The following is a 19004-nucleotide window of genomic DNA, read 5'->3' on the forward strand; positions in this document are numbered from 1 at the left end:
TACATGGCGACGATCTTGTCGTCGAAGCCCGTGAAGCGCCGTTCGTGCTTGGGAATCAGGATGGGTTCGAAGCTGCCATCGCGGTCGCGCGGCACCTCGATACGGATCGGACCGTCTTCGGTCAGAACCGTCTTGGCCCCTTTGCCGTTGCGCTGATTCGTGGCGTTGGCCGGCTTGGCAGCACCGGGAGGGTAGCCGAGATGATGATTCATCTCGCCGCCCAGTGCCCGTTCGATCAGCGCCTTCTTGAGCGCTAGCGTCGCGGCATTGATGGCTTCGGCCGTCATCGGGCCGTTGCCGAACTGTTCGAGCAGCTCGGCCGGAATCGCCGGCAGTGCCACCGGCTGGGCTTTCGGTTTGCGAGGCATAAACTCTCCTTGGGAGCATGTTATGCCTTAAACACAAAATTCCTGACAGGCCCTATTTCACGGATATATCAAAAAGCTTTCAATATGTTTAGTTTTTCCGCTAAACGGAAATTTTTCCCGCCTCGCGTAGCGCCCCGTCCTGGTGCGCACGCTCACAATCATCAGTCGATTGATTTCCAGCGTCTGGGCCGTCGGTCGCTCGAAAAATGCGCCGGCGCGAATCTCGCATCGCCGAACACCCCGCCCAGCAAGGAATCTGCCCCGATCCCTCTGCCCAATAGCAACCCGATTGCACTCGAAGCAAACGTTCCCGCCTCGCCGAGGTTGCGCCCCCATCGCCACCCACCCATCTCAAAAACGTACGTGTTTTCCCTCAATCGACAGGCATTTTTGACAGACGATTGAAAAACGCCCATATAATTTCGGCTGCCTTGCCAACAGCTGTCGGACCATCCCTCCGAGCCAGCGATTTGGCAAGCGGGGCAGGCGAAACGCTTGCGCAATGCAAGACGCATCACGATGTCTTTCCGAACCAGACGTCCCCTTCGGGGACTGCAAGAGCCGGGCCCCGCTACGCAACATTCCGCCGGAGTTCCGTCTTCTATGTGTCTCGGGCGTGTCCCATGTCCTCGCCCCGGGTGCTGTTCGATTGCGCAAGTCATGCCGCCTTTGCCCGTATGACTAAACAACATCGAGGAGCTCCCAGATGACGCTGTCCCGTCTTACGTCCATTTCCGTCGCCGCCGTGCTGTTCGCCGCGGGCGCCGCCGCCGCGCAAGCGGAAACCGTGAAGATCGCCATCGCTGGTCCGATGAGCGGCTCGGTCGCCCAATACGGCGACATGGTGAAGGCCGGCGCGCTGACCGCGATCGAACAGATCAACGCGGCAGGCGGTGCGGGCGGCAACAAGTTCGAAGTCGTGCTGATGGACGACGCGTGCGAACCGAAGCAGGCCGTCGCCGTCGCCAACAAGATCGTCAGCCAGAAGATCAAGTACGTGATCGGCCACGTGTGCTCGGGTTCGACGATTCCCGCGTCGGACATCTACGAGAACGAAGGCATCGTGATGGTCACGCCGTCGGCCACCGCGCCGCAGCTGACCGAAGGCAAGAAGCGCCACTTCATCTTCCGCACGATCGGCCGCGACGACCAGCAAGGCCCGGCCGCCGCGCACTACATCATCAACAACGTGAAGCCGAAGAAGGTCGCGGTCCTGCACGACAAGCAGTCGTACGGCCAGGGCATCGCGTCGTCGGTGAAGAAGGACCTCGAAGCCGCGAAGATCCCGGTCGTGCTGTTCGAAGGCATCAACGCCGGCGATTCGGACTACTCGGCGATCATCACGAAGCTGAAGTCGCAAGGCGTCGATTTCGTCTACTTCGGCGGCTACCACCCGGAAATGGGTCTGCTGATGCGCCAGGCGCGCGAGCAGGGCGTGAAGGCGACGTTCATGGGGCCTGAAGGTGTGGGCAACAAGGACGTGACGGCGATTGCCGGCCCGGCTTCGGAAGGCATGCTGGTCACGCTGCCGGCCGACTTCTCGGCCGATCCGGCCAACGCGGCGCTCGTGAAGGCGTTCGCGGACAAGAAGCGCGATCCGAACGGCCCGTTCCAGATGCCGTCGTACGCCGCGGTGAAGATCATCGCCGACGCGATCGCGGGTGCGAAGACGACGGATCCGACCAAGGTCGCCGCGTACATGCACAAGACGACGTTCGACACGCCGATCGGCAAGGTCGCGTATGACGCACAGGGCGACCTGAAGGCGTTCAAGTTCGTCGTCTACACGTGGCACAAGGACGCGACGAAGACCGCCGCCAAGTAATACGGAGTACCCGCCCCGCACACGCGCTCTGCCCGTCACCCGGGCGGAGCGCGTGCGCATTTGGCCGTTCCGCGGCCAACGGGCGGCCCGAGACGACACCGTGCGTTGCGCGCGGCCGACCGCCGTGATCCGGCGCAGGCATGCGACACAGCGCCAACGGGAGCTTCCCGCACATGACTGACTTCTTTCCTCAATTCGCCCAGCAGCTGGTCAACGGCCTGACGCTGGGTGCGATCTATGCGTTGATCGCCATCGGCTATTCGATGGTCTACGGCATCATCGGCATGATCAACTTCGCCCACGGCGAGATCTACATGATCGGCGCGTACGTGGGCCTCGTGACCCTGACGGCCATCGGCATCTCCGCCGGCTATCCGTTGCCGCTCGTGCTCGGCGCCGCGCTGATCGTGTCGGTGATCGTCACGGGCCTGTACGGCTTCGCGGTCGAGCGCGTCGCGTATCGGCCGCTGCGCGGCGGCCCGCGGCTCGTGCCGCTGATCTCGGCGATCGGCATGTCGATCTTTCTGCAGAACTACGTGCAGATCGGCCAGGGCGCGCGCGACGTGTCCGTGCCGGTGCTGATCTCCGGCGCGTTCGACATCCATCTCGGCGGCGACTACGACGTGACGATCCCGTATGCGCGCCTGTTGATCGTCTGCGTGACGCTCGTGCTGATGATCGCGCTCACGCTGTTCATCTCGCATTCGCGGATGGGCCGTGCGTGCCGTGCGTGCGCCGAGGACATGAAGATGGCGAACCTGCTCGGCATCGACACGAACCGTGTGATCTCGTTCACGTTCGTGCTCGGCGCAATGCTGGCGGCCGTCGGCGGCGTGCTGATCGGGCTGACGATCGGCAAGCTGAATCCGTATATCGGCTTCGTCGCGGGCATCAAGGCGTTCACCGCCGCGGTGCTCGGCGGGATCGGCAGCATCCCCGGCGCGATGCTCGGCGGCGTGCTGCTGGGCCTGGCCGAAACCTTCGCCGCGGGCTACATGCCGGCCGAGTACAAGGACGTGGTCGCGTTCGGCCTGCTCGTGCTGATCCTGCTCTTCCGCCCGACCGGCCTGCTCGGCAAGTCGGACATCGAAAAGGTTTGAGGGAGACGCAGATGAGTCAAGTCATTTCCGTTCGCCGCCCGGCCGCCGATGCTTCGATCGGCCAGGCGTTGAAGAATGCGGTGGCTGCCGCGATCCTGACGGCGATCCTCACGATTCCGGTGCTCGGGCTGCAACTGAAGCTCGACGGCTACCAGGTCGTGCTGACGCCGCACTGGCGCCCGGTGTGGATCGCCGTTGCGGCGGTATTCCTGTTCCAGTTGTTCAAGCCGTGGCTGATGCGCGCGAAAGCGGCCGTGAAGCTGCCGGCGGCGCCTGCGATGGGCGCGCGGCAGCAGCGCGCGATCATCTGGGTGCTGCTCGCGGTGGGGCTCGTGTGGCCGTTCTTCGGCTCGCGCGGCGCGGTGGACGTCGCGACGCTCGCGCTGATCTACGTGATCCTCGGCCTCGGGCTGAACATCGTGGTCGGTTTCGCGGGGCTGCTCGATCTCGGCTATGTCGGGTTCTATGCGGTCGGCGGCTATACGTACGCGATGCTGAACCAGTATTTCGGGCTGTCGTTCTGGGAGTGTCTGCCGATCGCGGCGATCGCCGCGGCGACGTTCGGCTTCCTGCTCGGCTTCCCGGTGCTGCGCCTGCGCGGCGACTATCTCGCGATCGTCACGCTCGGCTTCGGCGAAATCATTCGCCTGCTCGCGAACAACCTGACGAGCCTCACCGGCGGCCCGGACGGCATCTCGAGCATTCCGAAGCCGACGGTGTTCGGCTTCGAGATGGCGCGCTCGGCGAGCGTCGAAGGCGCGAAGACCTTCCATGAACTGATCGGGCTGGAATACAGCGGCGAGCACATGGTGATCTTCCTGTACCTGATCGCGCTGCTGCTGGTGGGCTTCACGCTGTTCGTGACGAGCCGCCTGATCCGCATGCCGATGGGCCGCGCGTGGGAAGCGCTGCGCGACGACGAGATCGCATGCCGTTCGCTGGGTCTCAACCCGACGCGCATCAAGCTGTCGGCGTTCACGCTCGGCGCGGCGTTCGCGGGGATCGGCGGCGCGTTCTTCGCGGCGCGTCAGGGCCTCGTGAATCCTGAATCGTTCACCTTCATCGAATCGGCGCTGATCCTCGCGATCGTCGTGCTCGGCGGGATGGGCTCGCAGCTCGGCGTGATTCTCGCGGCGATTCTGCTGACCGTGCTGCCGGAAGTCGCGCGCGGGTTCGCCGAGTACCGGATGCTGATCTTCGGCCTGGTGATGGTGTTGATGATGATGTGGCGTCCGCAGGGCCTGCTGCCCGCGAGCCGTCCCCACGTGGAGCTGCCGCAATGAGCGTGAATGCAGAACTGTTGAAGGTCGCCGGGCTGCAGATGCGCTTCGGCGGGTTGCTCGCGGTGGACGGCATCGATTTCGACGTGCGCCGCGACGAGGTGTTCGCGATCATCGGGCCGAACGGCGCGGGCAAGACCACGGTGTTCAACTGCGTCGGCGGCTTCTACAAGCCGACCGGCGGCGACGTCGTGCTCGACGGCCACGCGATCGCCGGGCTGCCGAGCCACAAGATCGCGTTGAAGGGCCTCGTGCGGACGTTCCAGAACATCCGCCTGTTCAAGTCGCTGACCGTCGTCGAGAACCTGCTCGTCGCGCAGCATCGCAAGGTGAAGGCGGGGCTGCTGCACGGCCTGTTCGCGACGCCCGCGTATCGTCACGCCGAGAAGGAAGCGCTCGAACGTGCGGCCGTGTGGCTCGACCGGATGGGGCTGACGTCGGTCGCCAACCGGCCGGCGGGCACGCTGTCGTACGGGCACCAGCGGCGTCTGGAGATCGCGCGCTGCATGATCACCGAGCCGCGCCTGTTGATGCTCGACGAGCCGGCGGCCGGCCTCAACCCGCAGGAAAAGATCGAGCTGCAGCATCTGATCGACAAGCTGCGCCGCGAGTTCGGCGTATCGGTGCTGCTGATCGAACACGACATGAGCCTCGTGATGGGCGTGTCCGACCGCATCCTCGTGATGGAGCACGGCCGGCCGATCGTGATCGGCACGCCGGAAGCGGTCCGCAACGACCCGCGCGTGATCAAGGCGTACCTGGGGGAAGAGTGATGCTGAAGCTGGAACAGGTCCATACGCACTACGGCGCGGTCGAGGCGCTCGCGGGCGTGTCGATCGAGGTGAACAAGGGCGAGATCGTCACGCTGATCGGCAGCAACGGCGCCGGCAAGACGACGCTGATGATGACGGTATGCGGCACGCCGCGTGCATCGTCGGGCCGCGTGCTGTTCGAAGGCAACGACATCACCGCGATGTCGACGCACCAGATCATGCGGCAGGGGATGGCGATCTCGCCGGAAGGGCGGCGCGTGTTCCCGAGCCTGACGGTGCTCGAGAACCTGAAGATGGGCGGCTTCTTCGCGAGTCGTCACGAGATCGACGACGGCGTCGAGCACGTGTTCAAACTGTTTCCGCGCCTGAAGGAACGCGCGGCGCAGCGGGCCGGCACGATGTCGGGCGGCGAGCAGCAGATGCTGGCGATCGGCCGCGCGCTGATGAGCAAGCCGCGTTTGCTGCTGCTCGACGAGCCGACGCTTGGCCTCGCGCCGCTCGTGATCGCGCAGATCTTCGACATCATCCGGACGATCCGCGACGAAGGCGTCACGGTCTTCCTGGTCGAGCAGAACGCGAACAAGGCGCTCGGCGTGGCCGATCGCGGCTACGTGCTCGAAACGGGGCGCGTGGTGCTGGCTGACACGGGCGCGAACCTGCTCGCGAACGACCGGATCAAGCAGGCGTATCTCGGCGGTTGACGAGAGAAAGCCGCCGGCCTGCAACGGGCTGGCGGCAGTTTTGCGGGACTGTTCGCGTTCGTTTGCAAGGCCGGTTCCCGGCCTTGTCTTCCCTATCCGATCCTGAACGTGCTTTTCAGCACGTCGCGCAGATGCAGCGCGGCGCGATTGCTGTCGTCCGTCAGCACCGTGACGAGGTGCGGCGGCAGATCGGGCAGCGCGATTCCGGCGATGTGGCTCGTCAGGTTGCCCGACACACGCTCATGCTCGATCAGGCCGACCGCGAGGCCGTTCGCGATGCACGCTTCCACCGCCGGCGAACTGGCGCTTTCGAGCAGCATCCGGTGCGCGATCTTCGCCTTCTTCAGCGCACGCAATGCGGTGTCGCGGTACGGGCAGCCCGGCAGTTGCACCGCGATCGGCAGCGGTGCGTCGGGATTGAACTTGAACGTGCGCGCCGCTACTCACACCGGATGGGTCTTGCCGAGCAGCTCGGCGTGCGGCGGCGCTTTCGGTACTACGGCGATCGTGATGTCGAGCTGGCCGCGCGCGAACAGCTGCTGCAACTCGTCGCTGGAGCGCGCTTCGACCGTCAGTTCGAGCAGCGGCCGGTCCGCGGCGAAGCGCGGCAGGAATTCCGCCATGAAGTGCGCCGCGTAGGAATCGGGGATGCCGAGCCGCAGCTTGCCGGTCAGCATCTGCGGCGACAGCGATTCGACGAGCCGGTCGTGGCTCAGCAGAAACTCGGTGGTGTCGCTCAGCAGCTTGTGGCCGAACTGCGTAAGTTCGACCGCCTGGTTGTTTCGCGTGAATAGCCGCTGCGCGACCATCTCCTCCAGCTTCTGAATCTGCGCGGTGACGGACGACGGGCTGCGGTTCACATGAACGGCCGCATCCTTGAAGCGGCCAAGCTTCGCGACGGCGTGGAAGGTACGGAGCAGGTCGACGTCCAGGGTACGCGGCATGATTTGGTTTTTCCGAATCGGTGATTCAGGTAATGTCGATTGACGGAATTATTGAGCAACCCATATTCTCGGGTCAACGGCTCGAGCCGATTCGCCCGGCGGACCTGCGACCCGCGCCGGTCTCCTGCCACCTTCCGAGAATCGTCGCTCCATGCAGCTATTCCTGCTTCAACTCGTTTTCGTCCTGTCGTGGAGTTCCGGATTCATCGGCGCCAAGCTCGGCGCGGAGACGGCCGGCGCGTTCAACCTGCTGTTCTGGCGGTTCCTGCTCGTCACGCTGTGCGTCGCGATCGTCGTCAATCGGCGGATCGGGCGCCTGACGCTCGAAAAAATCCGCTATCACGCGGTGATCGGCTTCCTGTCGCAGTTTCTCTATCTGGCCTGCGTGTACGTTGCGATCCAGCATGGGCTGCCACCGGGCATCGCGGCGATCGTCGCGGCGTTGCAGCCGCTCATCACGGCGGCGATGGCGTCGTTCGGCGGCAGCGAACGCAGCGGGGCGCGCCAATGGGCCGGGCTCTTGGTCGGGTTCGTCGGCGTGGGCATCGTGATCGGCGGGCAATACGCGCTGCCGGCCGGGTCGGTCGGGATCGTGATGTACCTGCTGCCGCTGGTGTCCGCGTTCGGCTTGTCGATCGCGACGATCTATCAGCGCCGCCGCGCGTTGTCCGACGTGCGCAGTAACGAGGACGGGTTGATCCTGCCGTTGTTCGTGCAGGGCTGCGTGAGCCTCGTGCTGTTCGCGGCGGGCGGGATCGTCACGGGCGACCTGCACGTGCCGACGCAGCCGAACGTGTGGGTGTCGGTCGTGTGGCTCACGGTGTTCTCGACGTTCGTCGCTTATCTGTCGTTGTGGGCGCTGCTCAGGCGGATGCCGGCGACGCGCGTGGCGACGCTCGTCTATCTCGAGCCACCGGTGACGCTGATGTGGGCCGCGTGGATGTTCGGCGACCGGATCGAGGTGACGACCTATGTCGGTATCGTCGTCGTCGCGCTCGGCGTCTGGCTGGCCGGCAAGCACGGCGCGCGGCCGCGCTGCGCGGACATGAAGACGCCCGGCCGCCGACGTGCTGGTCGCGCGCGTGATTCCAGTGTAGCTTCGCGAGACTGCCCGAATCGTGAAGGAATCCGATGAAAGTCAAACGAATCGTCGCCAACATCGACACGCGATCCGTCGACGACGCCAAGCGCTTCTATCAGCACATTTTCGGCCTCGACCTGCTGATGGACCACGGCTGGATCGCGACCTACGGCAATGCCGAGCAGATGGACGTGCAGATCAGCTTCGCGTCGCAGGGCGGGTCGGGCACGCCGACGCCCGATCTGTCGATCGAGGTCGATGACCTCGACGAAGCGCTCGCGCGCATTCAGGCTGCCGGCATTCCGGTCGAATACGGCCCGGCCGACGAGCCATGGGGTGTGCGGCGCTTCTACGTGCGCGACCCGTTCGGCAAGCTCGTCAACGTGCTCGCGCATCGCTGAGCGGCGGTGGCGTGCGGCGGCCGGCGGGCGGGGCACGCCGGCGTTCACGCATGCAACGCCAGCCCCTTCACCGCCTTGTCGACGGCCTTCTTCGGCCCGTGCAACGCCAGGCCGACGAGATCGGGATGCTCCGCGTCCTCGGCGCGAAACGCCGCGCGGTTGGCCGCATCGTGCCCGGTCGAAAACATCGCCCGCACGTAGGGCACGATCGTGAGCTCGCGCGACAGCGCCTGACGGTGCGCGGCCTGCAATCCGTTCAAATCGGCGGCGAACACCAGCATCGGCTGGCCGAGCATCCGGCCGTAGCGGCGCCCGGCCGCATCCTCGTAAGGCTCGCCCAGTGCTTGGGGCGCGCCGGCCGCGACGCCCGTTGCGAGAAACGCGACCACGTTGAGTTTCTGCCACGCGGCGAGATCGTCGCGCACGATCAGCGCTACTTTGGTATCGAACATGCTTGCTCCCGGTTGGAGCATCCATGATCGGACGTCGTGCGCGATCAGTCTGGAACGTTTGTGCAGAGTTGCCGGTACGCGGCCGGCGTGATCCGGTATGCGCGGCGGAACCAGCGGCCGAGGTGGCTCTGGTCGGCGAAGCCGACGTCGGCGGCCGCCTGCGCGGGCGTGCGGCCGGCCGCCAGCAGCTTGCGCGCGGCACGCAGCCGCAAGCGCACGAGGTACGCGTGCGGCGACGTGCCGAACGCGCGCTGGAACATCCGCGTGAGCCGGAACCGGTCGATGCCGGCGGCGCTCGCGAGTTCGTCGAGGCCGATGTTGCCGTCCATGCGTTCGTGCAGCAGGTCGCGCACGCGCGCGATCGCAGGCGGCACGGCGCTGCTCTCCAGCACGAGCGGGCTGGCCAGTTGGCTGCCGAGGCGCATCAGCAGGCGGTCGAGCGTCTGGTCGCGCGCAAGCCGGCCTTCGTTGTCGTGGATCGCGAAGAAGGCGTTCCGGATCGCGTCGACGAGGCCGCGATCGTCGACGAGCGTATGGCCGAACGTGGCTTCGACGCTGCCGAGGCCCGGCAGGTCCAGCCGGCGCGCGGCGCGCTCGACCCACGCCTGCGGCAGGTACAGCATCCCGTACGTGAAGCCGCCGGCTTCGGGCGCGTGGCCGTCGTGCATCGCGCCCGGCTCGATCAGGATCGCGCGGCCCGGCACGCTGGTATGCAGCGAACGGCGACACTGGAAGCGTTGCACGCCCTGTTCGGTGAAGCCGACCAGCATGTCGTCGTGATCGTGCGCATCGTACGCATGGCCGTTGAAATGGGCGTGCAGGCTTTCGATGCCGGTTTCCGCATCGCGGCGCGCGACGAGCCAGTGGTCGGTCGTGCCGACGGTCTTTGCGTCGGTCGTCATCGCGCGCCTCGCACATCGTCGTGGCGTGACGAAACGAGGTTGCAGGCGGCGGGACAGGGAAGGCGGGTGCGGCTCATGGTTCGTTCGCCGCCTGTTCGGCCTGTTCGTCGCGCGCGTATTGCGCGGGCGGCCGGCCGACGTGCCGCGCGAACGCGACGCTGAAGGTGCTCGCGGAACTGTAGCCGACGCGCGCCGCGATCTCGGCGATGCGGCCTTCGTTGCGGCGCAGCAGGTCTTTCGCGAGCGCCATGCGCCACGTCAGCAGGTATTCCATCGGCGCGACGCCGACCGCACGGCTGAAACGCTCGAAGAAGGTCGAGCGCGACAGCGCCGCTTCCTTCGCCAGCTCGACGATCGTCCACGGATGCGACGGGCGCGCATGCATGGCGCGGATGGCGGCCGCGAGGCGGCTGTCGGCGAGCCCGCGCACGAGGCCCGGCGATGCGTGCGTGCCGGCCGTGAATCGCAACGCCTCGATCAGCAGCACTTCCATCAGCCGCGACAGCACGATCTCGCGCGCGGGCCGCTGCGCGCGCGATTCGTCGCGCACCAGTTGCACGAGCGTGGTCAGTCGCGGATCGCCGCGCACGTGCACGAATCGCGGCAGGAGTGACACCAGCAATGCCGCGTCGGGCGAACCGAAGCTGCAGTTGCCCAGCATCATGCGCGTGTCGATGGGGTTGCCGGGATCGCCCACCCGGTATTCGCCGGTGTCGAGCGCCATCGGCGGTGCGGATTCGACGCCCGGCGGCGGCGGTTCGAGGCTCGATGTCGCGATGCCGTACGCCGCCGGAATCAGCACGAAATCGCCGGCCCGCAATTCGATCGGCGCGTGCCCGTCGATCTCGATCCGGCAACCGCCGTCGAGAACGACGCAATAGAACGGCTCGCCGGCGACCGTACGACGCACGAGCCATGGGCTCGCACCGTGAACGGACTTGGAGTACCGCGCAGCCGGTTGCAGCAGCGTCACGACTTCGGTCAGCGGGTCGATCATCGCCGGACTCTCGCAAAAGAAAAGCGGATTTTCGATTGTAGCGAATACGGCGGCGGCCATCTATCGTACGGACACGTGCTCAACACATCCCAGGAGTTCGCATGAAGACCGTACTGATCACCGGCTGTTCTTCCGGCTTCGGCCTCGAAATCGCGCGCCATTTCCTGGCGCGCGACTGGCAGGTCGTCGCGACGATGCGCACGCCGCGCGGGGACGTGCTGCCGCCGTCGGAGCGCTTGCGCGTGCTGCCGCTCGACGTGACGAACGCGGACAGCATTCACGCGGCGATCGATGCCGCCGGCCCGATCGACGTGCTCGTCAACAACGCGGGCTTCGGCGCGGCCGCACCGGCCGAACTCACGCCGCTCGACACGGTGCGCGCGCTGTTCGACACCAACACGATCGGCACGATCGCGGTGACGCAGGCCGTGCTGCCGCAATTTCGCACGCGCGGCGCGGGCGTGATCGTGAACGTCACGTCGAGCGTCACGCTGAAGGTGCTGCCGCTGGTCAGCGCGTATCGTGCAAGCAAGGCGGCCGTGAATGCGTTCACCGAATCGATGGCGGTCGAGCTCGCACCGTTCGGCGTGCGCACGCATCTCGTGCTGCCGGGCCGCGCGCCCGGCACGCGTTTCGCCGACAACGCACGGGCCAACATGCATGGCTTCGAGCACGAAGCGTACGCGGACTTCGTCGGCAAGGCCGTGGCGCGGATGCTCGATGCATCGGGGCCGATCACCCATGCGCAGGACGTTGCCGAAGCCGTGTGGCGCGCGGCGACCGATCCGTCGAGCCCGATGCGTATCCCTGCCGGCGCCGATGCCGAAGCTTGGGCCGCCGAAGCCCGCTGATCGATACGGAATGCGAAGCATGAGCGCGTCGTGCCGGTCGGTCGAACCGGCGCGACGGATCGCGCGGGAACGGGGCTGTCGCGTGCCGTTACAGCGCGCGCGTAATCGCCTGCTCCAGCAGCGACAGGCCGAGATCGATCTCGTCGTCGCTGACGGTCAGCGGCGGCGCGATCCGGAACACGCCGCCCATGCCGGGCAACTGCACGATGTTCATGCTGAGCCCGAGGTTCATGCACGCGCGCGTGATCTTCGCGCCGAGCCCGTCCGCCGGCTCCTTGGTGCGGCGATCCTTGACGATTTCGACGCCGAGCAGTAGCCCGCGCCCACGCACGTCGCCGATGCAGTCGAAGCGTTCCATCAGGTCGAGCAGGCCGCGCCGCAGCCGCTCGCCCATCACGTTCGCGCGCGCGACGAGGCCGTCGCGCTGCACGACGTCGAGCACGCGCAGGCCGACGGCTGCCGGCAGCGGGTCGGACACGTGCGTCGTATAGAACAGATAGCCGAGTTCGTGCGCGCGTTCCTCGATGGCCGCGGACGTCACGAGGGCTGCGAGCGGCAGCCCCGCGCCGAGCGTCTTCGATAGCGTCAGGATGTCGGGCGTCACGCCGTCGCGCTGGCACGCGAACATCGTGCCGGTGCGACCGACGCCCGTTTGCGCTTCGTCGAGGATCAGCAGCATGCCGCGTTCCTCGCACTTGCGCTTGAGCGCAGCCATATAGCCTTCCGGCAATTCGATGATCCCGCCCGAACTGAGGATCGGCTCCGCGATGAACGCGGCGAGGTTGCCGCTCGACTGGCGATCGATCAGGTCGAACGCGTAGTCGAGTTCGGCGAGCGGGTCGTAGGCGCCGTTGCGCTCGAAGCGCGGCCGGTATGCGAACGGCGCCGGAATCGCGAACGAGCCGACCGACGCCGGGCCGACGCCCTTGCGGCCGGCGCTGTACGTGGCCGACGCGGCGGCGCCCGTCATCCCGTGCCACGACTGCGCGAACCCGACGATCTCGTACTTGCCGGTGACGAGCTTCGCCATCCGGATCGCCGCCTCGTTCGATTCCGCGCCGGTGCTGAGCAGCAGCGTGCGGTCGAGCCCGGCGGGCGTGATGTCGGCCAGGCGGGTCGCGAGATCGACGACCGGCCGCGACAGCATGCCGCTGAACAGGTGGTCGAGCTTGCCCGCGTATTCGCCGATCACGGACACGATCTCCGGATGGCTGTGGCCGAGCACCGCGCTCATCTGGCCCGACGTGAAATCGAGGATCGCGCGGCCGTCGGCGTCGTAGACGAAGCTGCCTTTCGCGCGCTCGACGATCATCGGCTCGAACGTGCCGCCGTAGCGGACCAGGTGCTGCCTGGCGTTGCGCCAGAAGGTTGCGTCGTCGTTCAGGGACATCGGGCGGCTCCGGGCAAAAGGGCGGGGGATCGCTTGCAGTCTAGGCGCGCGTCTGGTTTGATGGAAACGAATAGTTCTAATGCAAGCTAGAAAGGGAGCTAATACCTTGGCGCTTTCGCTCGAAATCGACCTGCTGCGCTCGTTCGTCGCGATCGCCGAGGTGCGCGCGTTGAGCCGCGCGGCCGCGCGGGTCGGCCGCACGCAATCCGCGCTCAGCCAGCAGATGAAGCGGCTCGAAGCGGCCGTCGATCAGCCGCTGTTCCAGCGTACCGGCCGCGGCGTGGTGCTGACGCATCCGGGCGAGCGGCTGCTCGTGCACGCGCAGCGCATCCTGCGGCTGCACGACGAGGCGATGGCCGACCTGTGCGGCACGGGGTTGTCTGGGACCATCCGGTTCGGCTGCCCGGACGATTACGCCGAGGTGTGGCTGCCGTCGCTGCTGCGGCAGTTTTCGAGCCAGCATCCGCAGGCGATCGTCGAAGTCGTCTGCGCGCCCACGCCGCGGCTCGTCGAACACCTGGAGAAGCGTGCGGTCGATCTGGCGATGATTGCCGTGCCGGACGACGGCGCGACCGACGACATCGTTCGCCGCGAGCAACTGGTCTGGATCGGCTATCCGGGGCTCGAACCCGCGCATTTCGATCCGCTGCCGCTCGCGCTGTCCGACCGCGACACGCTCGATCATCTCGCGGCCTGCGACGCGTTGAGCGGCGCCGGCCGCGACTATCGCGTCGCGTACGCGAGCAGCAGCCTCGCCGGGCTGATCGCGCTCGTGCGCTCGGGGCAGGCGTTCGCGGTGATGACGCAGACGGCAGTGCCGGCCGACCTCGCGATCGTCAACGGCGATCCGCATTTGCCGCCGTTGCCGGCCGTGGGCATCACGCTGAGGTTCGACCGGAAGCGGCCGTCGCACCTGACGGCAGCATTCGCCGACCATATCCGGCAAACGCTGCCGTTGCTGTGACGGGCGACGCGAATCAGTCGACCATCGACGAGGCCGACACCTGCCTGGAGCCGGGCATCTCCGCCGTCGCATCGCGTACGCGGATCGCCGCCTGCATGGCCGGCAGCTTCAGTTCGGTTTCCTGATATTCACCGGCCGGTTCGGGCCCGCCGACGATGCCGCGATTGTCGTCGGGCGTCGCATCACGCGCGGCTCGAGCGCCGCGCCGCCAGCACTGCGATGACGAGCAGCACCGCGACATAGGCGGCGACGCTCGTCCATGCGCCGCGTTGCCAGAACGCGCCGCCGACCGAGCCGAGCACGCTCGACCCGACATAGTAGGCGAGCAGATACAGCGAGGCCGCATGCCCTTTCGCGGCGCCTGCGAGCGCGCCGACCCAGCCGCTCGCGACCGAATGGGCGACGAAGAAGCCGATCGTCACGAGCACGATGCCGACGACGATCGCGGCGAGCGAGTGCGACAGCGTCAGTGCGAGGCCCACCGCGAAGACGACGATGCCGCTGACCAGGACCGGCCCCCGCCCGAGACGATCGGCAAGCGCGCCGGCGCTCGATGACGACACCATCCCGAACAGGTACGCGCCGAAGATCAGCCCGCATGCGGTCGGGCTCAGGTTGAACGGCGCCGCCATGAGCCGGAATCCGGCGTAGTTGTAGATCGTCACGAACGCGCCCATCATCAGGAAGCCGATCGCGAACACGAACGGTAGGCGTGCATGACGCAGTTGCGCGTGCCACAGCCGCAGGTGGTGACGCAGCGTCAGGTCGGTGCGCTTCACGAAGCGTCGCGAGGCCGGCAGCAGCATCACGAACGCGAGCGCCGCGAGCAGGTCGACGACGCCGATCGACAGCATCGCCGTTCGCCACGAGAAGTGCTCCTCGAGCGCGCTCATCCCGATCCGTCCGATCATGCCGCCGAACGCGGTGCCGCCGACGTAGAGCCCCATCGAGAAGCCGAGCCCGTCGGCGGCGATTTCTTCCGCGAGATAGGCCATCGCCACCGCCGGCACGCCGCCCAGCGCGAAGCCTTCGAGCGCACGCCAGACAAGCAGCAGGTGCCAGTTCGGCGACAGCGCGGCGAGCAGGTTGAACACCGCGGCCAGCGTCATCGACACGAACATCAGCCCGCGCCGCCCGACCCGTTCGGACAGCGCGCCGGCACACAGGATCGACACTGCGAGCATCCCGGTCGACAGCGACAGCGAGAGCGAACTCGACGCCGCGCCGACGTCGAACTCGCGTGCGAACGCGGGAAGCAGCGGCTGCACGCAGTACAGCAGCGAGAAAGTGGCAAAGCCGGCGAGGAAAAGCGCGAGCGCGATGCGCTTGTACGCGGCCGAGCGCGGGGACACGCCGGCCGGCAGCGCATCGGGTGCGGATGGTTGCGTGCCGGGCATGGATCGGGAAATCGAAGCGGAGGACATGGGGGCACTCGATGTGCGACGGAATACACGAATTCTTGCGCACGGTCATGTATATGTCCAATATATGAAATGAACCGCAGCAATATGTTTTAACACTGGCTGACAGGCCAGCCCGACTCACCGCGAGATCACGTCACGCATGGAACTCCGGCATCTGCGCTACTTTCTGGCCGTCGCGGCCGCGTCGAATTTCACGAAGGCCGCCGAAACGCTCGGCATCGGCCAGCCGCCGTTGAGCCAGCAGATCAAGGCGCTCGAGAGCGAACTCGGCGTGGAGCTGTTCAAACGCACCGCGCGCGGCGCCGAGCTGACGCTGGCGGGCGAGGTCTTCGCGGAAGAGGCGCGCCGCGTGCTGGAAGATGCCGAGCGCGCGGCGCGGGCGGCCAGGCGCGCCGCACGCGGGGAAACCGGCCATTTGCGGGTGGGCTTCACCGGCACGGCCGCGTTCAATCCGAAAGTGTCGGATCTGATTCGCCGTTTTCGCGAGGCGTATCCGGATGCGGAGCTAACGTTGCAGGAGGCGACGTCGGGCGTGCTGCTGGAGGCGCTGGAGGCCGGGCGTCTCGACGTCGCGATCGTGCGGCCCGAGCGTCGCGTCGCCGCGGCGCTGCGGGTATCCGACTGGGACGAGGAGCCGATGTTCGTCGCGCTGCCCGTCGCGCATCGGCTGGCGCCGCGCCGGCGTATCGATCTGGCCGAGCTGGCCGACGAGTCGTTCGTGCAGGTGCCGCGCGCGGCCGGCGCCGCGCTGTTCGACGACATCGTCGCCGCGTGCCAGGCCGCCGGGTTCGAGCCGCGCATGGGGCAACCGGCGCCGCAGATCGCGTCCGCGGTGACGCTGGTGGCGGCCGGGCTCGGCGTGTCGGTCGTGCCGAAAGCGATTACGCAGGTGCAGGTGCCCGGGGTCGTGTACCGGCCGTTCGCCGGTAACCGGTTTCGCGCCAGGCTCGCCATCGCGTCGCGCTGCGACGAGCCGTCGGCGGTGGTGCGCAATTTTCTGTTGCTCGCGTAGCCGGCAACAAAAAACCCGCGAAGCCATATGCTGTCGCGGGTTTCAGATCATGCTCGGAATGCGCTGGAAGCGCATCTGGTGCCGACGGCGAGACTCGAACTCGCACAGCTTTCGCCACTACCCCCTCAAGATAGCGTGTCTACCAATTTCACCACGTCGGCACTGCAAGGGGCGCAATTCTAACGTCACATCGCGCGTTTGTGAAGGGGGTGTGACAAGGTCGTGTGCGTGCACGCGATCGATCCCGGTAGAATTCGTCCGATCGACCCGACGATCACCGCAACCGCCACCCGTTTTCTCCCCGTGATACACACCCTCGAACAGCTGCAGGCCGGACAACTGTCGGGCGCGCGGCAACTCAAGCTCGCGTGCGGGCTGACCGAATTTCCGCGCGAGATCTTCGATCTGGCCGACACGCTCGAAGTGCTCGACCTGACCGGCAATGCGTTGTCCGCGCTGCCGGACGATCTGCCGCGGCTGCATCGTCTGCGCATCCTGTTCGCGTCGGGCAACCGCTTCACCGCCTTTCCCGACGTGCTCGGCGCATGCGATCGGCTCGACATGATCGGCTTCAAGGCGAACCGGATCCGCACCGTGCCGCGCGGCGCGCTGCCGCGTGCGCTGCGCTGGCTGATCCTGACCGACAACGCCATCGACGAACTGCCGGCCGACATCTGCGATTGTGCGCGGTTGCAGAAGCTCATGCTTGCCGGCAACCGGTTGCGGACGCTACCCGCCGAAATGGCCGCCTGCCGCGCGCTGGAGCTGGTGCGCCTGTCGGCGAACCGGCTGGATGCGTTGCCCGACTGGCTGCTGCGCCTGCCGCGTCTCGCATGGCTCGCCGTGGCCGGCAATCCGTTCGGCGCGGCGCCGGAGGCCGCGGCGTCTGCCGGGCCGGACGTCGCGGAGATCGACTGGGCGGCGCTTTCGTGTGAACGGAAACTGGGCGAGGGCGCGTCGGGTGTCATTTATCGCGCGCAATGGCGGGCGAACGGCCATCCGCCGCGCACGGTCGCGGTCAAGCTGTTCAAGGGCGCAGTCACGAGCGACGGCCTGCCCGATTGCGAAATGGCCGCATGCCTGCATGCCGGCCGTCATCCGCATCTGATCCCGGTGATCGGCAAGGTGCGCGGGCATCCGGACGGCACGCACGGCCTCGTGATGGAGCTGGTCGATCCCGCGCTGACGAATCTCGCCGGGCCGCCGAGCTTCGCGTCCTGCACGCGCGACGTCTATGCCGCCGATGCGAGATTCGATCCGGCGCAGGCGCTGCGGATCGCGCACGGCATCGCATCGGCGGCCGGCCATCTGCACGCGCGCGGCATCATGCACGGCGATCTGTACGCGCACAACATCCTGCACGACGGCGCAGGCGGCGCGTTGCTCGGGGATTTCGGGGCGGCGTCGCCGTACGACGTGAACGAGCGCACACGCGGCGCCCGGTTCGAGCGGCTCGAAGTGCGCGCGTTCGGCTATCTGCTCGGCGAATTGCTCGAGCGATGCGAATCGCATGCCGGCGCGCTCGATGCGCTTGCGGCGGCGTGCGTGAACGAGGATGTCGATGCACGGCCGTCGTTCGACGAGATCGCGGCCGCACTGGCCGCGCGCATGCACTGACGGGATCGGGCCGGCCTACGCCTGCCGCGCGGTCAGCAGCTTGATGCCGAGCCCGACGAACAGCAGCCCGCTCGCGCGCTTGAGCGCGCGCACCGCGCGGCTCATGCCGAAACCGCGATGCAGGCGGCGCACGCCGGCCGAATAGACACTGTGAACGATCACGACCGTGCAGGCGATCGTCGCGTACATCACGACGAACTGCAGCGCGAGCGGGCGATCGTGCACGATGAACTGCGGCATGAACGCGGACAGGAAGATCATCGTCTTCGGATTGCTGCCCGACACGAACAGCGCTTCGCGGAACAGTTTCCGGCGATCGGGCGCGACGATCTCGGCCGCGCCGCTCGATGCGGCGGTCTTGCTATCGCCGCGCAACTGCCGGACACCCAGGTACATCAGATACGCGGCGCCGATCACCTTCATCGCGACGAACAGCGGCGGCATCGCCGCCAGCACCGCGCCGACACCGAGCGCGACCAGCAGCACGACCACGCCCTGCGCGACGAGGTTGCCCGCGATCGTCGCGACGGTGCCGTGCATGCCATAGCGCACCGTGTTGCGGATCACGAGCAGCACGTTGGGCCCCGGCGACAGCGTCGTGGCGAGATAGGCTGCGGCGAACAGCATCCAGGTCTGAATGGACATGCGGCGCTCCGAAAGGCGGTTGCGGCGGTCGGGATGAAGCGATGATGCCACGCCAATAATGGCGCGGGCCGCCGCCGCAACCGTGCCGTCGTCGCGCGTCAGCGCGCGTCGCGCATGCAGTACGCGGGAATCGACGGCGGTGTATCGATGGCGGCAGGCCGCGTCATCCATGCGATCCACGCGGCCCATAAGCCGCAGACGATCAGTACCGCGACATTCAGCGGCGTCCGGTAGCGGACGATCAGGTCGGCGAGCGGCAGGCGGTCTTTCATGAGCG

At 67.0% G+C, this 19004-nt stretch carries 18 protein-coding genes, 1 tRNA gene and 2 pseudogenes; 11 read left to right on the forward strand and 10 right to left on the reverse strand.

Annotated elements, in window-relative coordinates; all coding sequences use genetic code 11:
• The coding region (locus WT24_RS31330) for a transposase (protein ID WP_179949304.1) at positions 1-368 on the reverse strand (368 nt) is incomplete at its 3' end.
• A 706-nt stretch (positions 369-1074) separates the two neighbouring features.
• Between WT24_RS31330 and WT24_RS31335 the strand changes: the two genes are divergently transcribed.
• The 5 genes from WT24_RS31335 (at position 1075) to WT24_RS31355 (ending at position 6047) form a co-directional block, all read left to right on the forward strand.
• Positions 1075-2193: a branched-chain amino acid ABC transporter substrate-binding protein gene (locus WT24_RS31335; protein ID WP_034204312.1), complete on the forward strand. Its 1119-nt coding sequence runs from the start codon at positions 1075-1077 to the stop codon at positions 2191-2193.
• A gap of 173 nt (positions 2194-2366) precedes the next feature.
• Positions 2367-3293 (forward strand): high-affinity branched-chain amino acid ABC transporter permease LivH, encoded by a 927-nt coding sequence (gene livH, locus WT24_RS31340; RefSeq protein ID WP_034204313.1) that lies wholly within the window; start codon positions 2367-2369, stop codon positions 3291-3293.
• 11 nt (positions 3294-3304) lie between these two features.
• Entirely contained in the window at positions 3305-4576 is a 1272-nt protein-coding gene (locus WT24_RS31345; protein ID WP_034204314.1) for a high-affinity branched-chain amino acid ABC transporter permease LivM, read from the forward strand.
• The gene (gene livG / locus WT24_RS31350; protein WP_059502395.1) at positions 4573-5346 is read left to right on the forward strand and encodes a high-affinity branched-chain amino acid ABC transporter ATP-binding protein LivG; all 774 of its coding nucleotides are present in this window, start codon (positions 4573-4575) and stop codon (positions 5344-5346) included. The genes WT24_RS31345 and livG overlap by 4 nt, the downstream gene beginning before the upstream one ends.
• Positions 5346-6047, forward strand: a complete 702-nt coding sequence (locus tag WT24_RS31355; protein WP_060037145.1) for an ABC transporter ATP-binding protein — start codon at positions 5346-5348, stop codon at positions 6045-6047. The genes livG and WT24_RS31355 overlap by 1 nt, the downstream gene beginning before the upstream one ends.
• A gap of 92 nt (positions 6048-6139) precedes the next feature.
• On the opposite strand, the pseudogene WT24_RS35680 reads toward WT24_RS31355, so the two are convergent.
• Positions 6140-6991 (reverse strand): annotated as a pseudogene (locus WT24_RS35680) (LysR family transcriptional regulator).
• A gap of 151 nt (positions 6992-7142) precedes the next feature.
• On the opposite strand from WT24_RS35680, the pseudogene WT24_RS31365 reads away from it, so the two are divergent.
• Positions 7143-8054, forward strand: a pseudogene (locus WT24_RS31365) (DMT family transporter); the annotation flags it as partial.
• Positions 8055-8122: 68 nt separating this feature from the next.
• Entirely contained in the window at positions 8123-8473 is a 351-nt protein-coding gene (locus WT24_RS31370; protein WP_060037147.1) for a VOC family protein, read from the forward strand.
• 44 nt (positions 8474-8517) lie between these two features.
• Here the strand turns inward: WT24_RS31370 and WT24_RS31375 are convergent, their stop codons facing one another.
• The 3 genes from WT24_RS31375 to WT24_RS31385 all read right to left on the reverse strand — a co-directional run bounded on the left by WT24_RS31375 (position 8518) and on the right by WT24_RS31385 (position 10884).
• Positions 8518-8925 carry a DUF2000 domain-containing protein gene (locus tag WT24_RS31375; RefSeq protein ID WP_059795294.1) on the reverse strand — a complete coding sequence of 136 codons (408 nt, stop codon included), beginning with the start codon at positions 8923-8925 and terminating at the stop codon, positions 8518-8520.
• Positions 8926-8969: 44 nt separating this feature from the next.
• Positions 8970-9827, reverse strand: coding sequence for an AraC family transcriptional regulator (locus tag WT24_RS31380; RefSeq protein WP_060037149.1), 858 nt, complete (start codon positions 9825-9827; stop codon positions 8970-8972).
• A 73-nt stretch (positions 9828-9900) separates the two neighbouring features.
• Entirely contained in the window at positions 9901-10884 is a 984-nt protein-coding gene (locus WT24_RS31385) for an AraC family transcriptional regulator (protein WP_060037151.1), read from the reverse strand.
• 41 nt (positions 10885-10925) lie between these two features.
• Between WT24_RS31385 and WT24_RS31390 the strand changes: the two genes are divergently transcribed.
• Positions 10926-11675, forward strand: a complete 750-nt coding sequence (locus WT24_RS31390; RefSeq protein ID WP_059502405.1) for an SDR family oxidoreductase — start codon at positions 10926-10928, stop codon at positions 11673-11675.
• Positions 11676-11763: 88 nt separating this feature from the next.
• On the opposite strand, the gene WT24_RS31395 is transcribed toward WT24_RS31390, so the two are convergent.
• Positions 11764-13065 carry an aspartate aminotransferase family protein gene (locus tag WT24_RS31395; protein ID WP_060037153.1) on the reverse strand — a complete coding sequence of 434 codons (1302 nt, stop codon included), beginning with the start codon at positions 13063-13065 and terminating at the stop codon, positions 11764-11766.
• 79 nt (positions 13066-13144) lie between these two features.
• Between WT24_RS31395 and WT24_RS31400 the strand changes: the two genes are divergently transcribed.
• Complete coding sequence (locus tag WT24_RS31400) at positions 13145-14029, forward strand: LysR family transcriptional regulator (RefSeq protein ID WP_060037155.1); 885 nt, start codon at positions 13145-13147, stop codon at positions 14027-14029.
• Between the two features lie 182 nt (positions 14030-14211).
• Here the strand turns inward: WT24_RS31400 and WT24_RS31405 are convergent, their stop codons facing one another.
• Positions 14212-15453, reverse strand: a complete 1242-nt coding sequence (locus WT24_RS31405; protein WP_060037156.1) for an MFS transporter — start codon at positions 15451-15453, stop codon at positions 14212-14214.
• Positions 15454-15592: 139 nt separating this feature from the next.
• Between WT24_RS31405 and WT24_RS31410 the strand changes: the two genes are divergently transcribed.
• Positions 15593-16465, forward strand: a complete 873-nt coding sequence (locus WT24_RS31410) for a LysR family transcriptional regulator (RefSeq protein WP_059502412.1) — start codon at positions 15593-15595, stop codon at positions 16463-16465.
• A 76-nt stretch (positions 16466-16541) separates the two neighbouring features.
• On the opposite strand, the gene WT24_RS31415 is transcribed toward WT24_RS31410, so the two are convergent.
• Positions 16542-16626: transfer RNA gene (locus tag WT24_RS31415), tRNA-Leu, on the reverse strand.
• Positions 16627-16768: 142 nt separating this feature from the next.
• On the opposite strand from WT24_RS31415, the gene WT24_RS31420 reads away from it, so the two are divergent.
• Complete coding sequence (locus tag WT24_RS31420) at positions 16769-18082, forward strand: leucine-rich repeat-containing protein kinase family protein (protein ID WP_060037219.1); 1314 nt, start codon at positions 16769-16771, stop codon at positions 18080-18082.
• Positions 18083-18097: 15 nt separating this feature from the next.
• On the opposite strand, the gene WT24_RS31425 is transcribed toward WT24_RS31420, so the two are convergent.
• Both WT24_RS31425 and WT24_RS35060 read right to left on the reverse strand, forming a co-directional pair.
• Positions 18098-18727: a LysE family translocator gene (locus WT24_RS31425; RefSeq protein WP_060037158.1), complete on the reverse strand. Its 630-nt coding sequence runs from the start codon at positions 18725-18727 to the stop codon at positions 18098-18100.
• A gap of 98 nt (positions 18728-18825) precedes the next feature.
• Entirely contained in the window at positions 18826-18999 is a 174-nt protein-coding gene (locus WT24_RS35060; RefSeq protein WP_006486739.1) for a hypothetical protein, read from the reverse strand.
• Between the last annotated feature and the right edge of the window lie 5 nt (positions 19000-19004).

The organism is Burkholderia sp. MSMB1078WGS, assembly GCF_001528895.1.
Taxonomy (GTDB): Bacteria; Pseudomonadota; Gammaproteobacteria; order Burkholderiales; family Burkholderiaceae; genus Burkholderia.